Below are 255 nucleotides of genomic sequence, written 5' to 3' on the forward strand. Positions count from 1 at the left end.
GACAACAGGTCGAAATTCCTGTACCACCGTAATCCGCTATGAGCGATGGGGTGACGCAGTAGGGTAGTGACGCGGACTGATGGATGTCCGTCTAAGCAGTGAGGCTGATGTGTAGGCAAATCCGCACGTCGTAAGGCTGGGCTGTGATGGGGAGCGAAAATTACAGTAGCGAAGGTCATGATCTCAGACTGCCAAGAAAAGCCTCTAGCCAGGAGAAGGTGCCCGTACCGCAAACCGACACAGGTAGGCGAGAAG

The 255-nt window shown here is 54.5% G+C and carries 1 rRNA gene; it reads left to right on the forward strand.

Annotation, left to right across the window (positions count from 1 at the left end):
- Nucleotides 1-255 (forward strand): 23S ribosomal RNA (locus ACN6NF_RS25920); the annotation flags it as partial.

The sequence above is a fragment of the Paenibacillus sp. TSM33 genome (genome assembly GCF_056099025.1).